We start from the raw sequence: 1,913 nt of genomic DNA, 5'->3' as shown, positions 1-1,913 counted from the left end.
CGGTGCTCGGCCAGCGCCGTCGTGAGTGCGTCCACGGCCGCGGTGCTGCTGTCGGTGACGGCGATGCCCGGTTCGTTTGCCGTGATGCCGACGGATTCGAGGAGCCGGTCGGCGCCGTTCCAGCCGCCGATGGCCTTGCCGTGGCGGTAGGCCTCGGTGACGAGCAGCAGCACGCGCGGGTCGGGGGCTTTCGGGGGCTGGGCCGTGCCGGCCTTGGCGTCCCGGGCGCCGTAGGCGTCCGCGCCGGCCTGGGGTACTCCGGCCAGCAGGAGGGCGTCGAATTCGATGGAGCGGGTGGTGGCGTAGGTGCGCTGGACGGTGATCGGGTCGCCGTCGCCGTCGGGGGCGAGGGTGTTGCCGGTGGGGGCGATGACGAGGGGCACCATGCCGGCGTCCAGGACGGCCTGCCGGGCGGTTCGTACGCCGTCCAGGTCGGTGGCGGTGTCGGCGACGATGCCGACCACACGGCCGTCGATGGGCCAGGTCTGGCCCAGTTGGGAGAGGGCGGGGCTGGGGTCGGCCGCGGCGAGGGCAACGGTGGGCGCCGGTGCCGGCAGGCCGAGGCCTTCGGCGACCTTCTCGCACAGCTGCGGGTCGATGTTCGCCAGGACCTTCAGGGTCCGTTCCTTGATGGCCTGTTCGTAGCACTTGCTCAGTTCGAAGGTGTAGGCGGCGATGATGTGTTCGCGTTCGGGTGGGGTCATGCTGAGCCAGAAGAGCCGCGGTTGGGTGAAGTGGTCCGAGAACGAGGCGGGCGCCTCACGGACCTTGCTCGCCGCGGGGACGGTGACGGGGGTTTCGATGAAGGCGGCCGTGTCGGCTCCGGCGAGGAAGGGGCAGCCGCCGTCGAGGCTGTTGGGCCGGTAGGGGGCGACGCCCGTGTGGACGGCGCTCTGGTGCAGGCCGTCGCGGAGCATGTCGTTGACGGGGGCGTGCGGCCGGTTGATGGGGATCTGGCCGAAGTTGGGGCCGCCGAGCCGGCTGATCTGGGTGTCGAGGTAGGAGAAGAGCCGGCCGGCGAGCAGTGGGTCGTCGGTGACGTCGATGCCGGGGACGAGGTGGCCGGGGTGGAAGGCGACCTGCTCGGTCTCGGCGAAGAAGTTCTTGGTGTTGGCGTTCAGGGTCATCAGCCCGATGGGCTGCACGGGTGAGAGCTCCTCGGGCACGATCTTGGTGGGGTCGAGGAGGTCGATTCCCTCGAACGTCTGGTCGTCGGTGTCGGGGAAGACCTGGATGCCGAGCTCCCATTGCGGGAAGGCGCCGGATTCGATGGCGTCGAAGAGGTCGCGGCGGTGGAAGTCGGGGTCCATTCCGTTGATCATCTGTGCTTCCTCCCAGACCAGGGAGTGCACGCCGAGCTTCGGCTTCCAGTGGAACTTCACCAAAGCGGTGTCACCGGCCGTGTTGACCAGGCGGAAGGTGTGGACGCCGAAGCCCTCCATCATCCGGAACGACCGCGGGATCCCGCGGTCGGACATGTTCCACAGGGTGTGGTGGGTGGCCTCGGTGTGCAGGGACACGAAGTCCCAGAACGTGTCGTGCGCGCTCTGCGCCTGCGGGATCTCGCGGTCCGGATGCGGCTTGCCGGCGTGGATGATGTCGGGGAACTTGACCGCGTCCTGGATGAAGAACACCGGGATGTTGTTGCCGACCAGGTCGAAGGTGCCCTCGTCGGTGTAGAACTTCGTCGCGAAGCCGCGGGTGTCGCGCACGGTGTCGGCCGAACCGCGCGAGCCCAGAACGGTGGAGAACCGCACGAACACCGGCGTCTCCACGTCCTTCGCCAAGAACGCGGCCTTGGACACCTCGCCGGCCGTGCCGTAGCTCTGGAAGACACCGTGAGCGGCGGCGCCACGCGCATGGACCACCCGCTCGGGAATCCGCTCATGGTCGAAGTGCATGATCTTCTCGCG

General features: G+C 68.9%; 1 protein-coding gene. It reads right to left on the bottom strand.

Features of this window, described 5'->3' with window-relative positions; translation table 11 throughout:
• The coding region (locus PV721_RS43130; protein WP_319734302.1) for a catalase at positions 1-1,913 on the bottom strand (1,913 nt) is incomplete at both ends.

This window comes from Streptomyces sp. MB09-01 (assembly GCF_033794505.1).
GTDB lineage: Bacteria > Actinomycetota > Actinomycetes > Streptomycetales > Streptomycetaceae > Streptomyces.
The sequence above is the reverse complement of the archived record's forward strand: the minus strand, read 5'-3'. Positions and strand labels throughout refer to the sequence as shown.